Source organism: Pseudoalteromonas aurantia, from assembly GCF_005886875.1.
Lineage (GTDB): Bacteria > Pseudomonadota > Gammaproteobacteria > Enterobacterales > Alteromonadaceae > Pseudoalteromonas > Pseudoalteromonas aurantia_A.
Genome location: NZ_PNBY01000205.1, coordinates 1 through 266 on the forward strand (window position 1 = coordinate 1; position 266 = coordinate 266).

Sequence of the window (266 nt, forward strand, 5' to 3'; positions counted from 1 at the left end):
CACAAAACGATACTTAATGAATTCTATCAAGTTACATTCCGTAAAAAGCTATATAGCTCATTAGAGGAATTGCAAAAGGATCTGGACGAATGGATGATTTATTACAATAATGACCGAACTCATCAAGGAAAAATGTGCTGTGGCAGAACGCCATTGGAAACATTATTAGATGGGAAATCGATTTGGGCTGAGAAGAATTTAGCTCAAATCTAAGCTGACAATCACCGATTGAAAAACGGGTAACTGTCAGATCAAGTCTGAGCTAG

The 266-nt window shown here is 37.2% G+C and carries 1 protein-coding gene; it reads left to right on the forward strand.

All coding sequences use genetic code 11. The features are described 5' to 3' along the window. Positions 1–213, forward strand: a 213-nt coding sequence (locus tag CWC18_RS20650) for an IS3 family transposase (protein WP_138676039.1), incomplete at its 5' end; no start/stop codon positions are given. Positions 214–266: the final 53 nt, after the last annotated feature.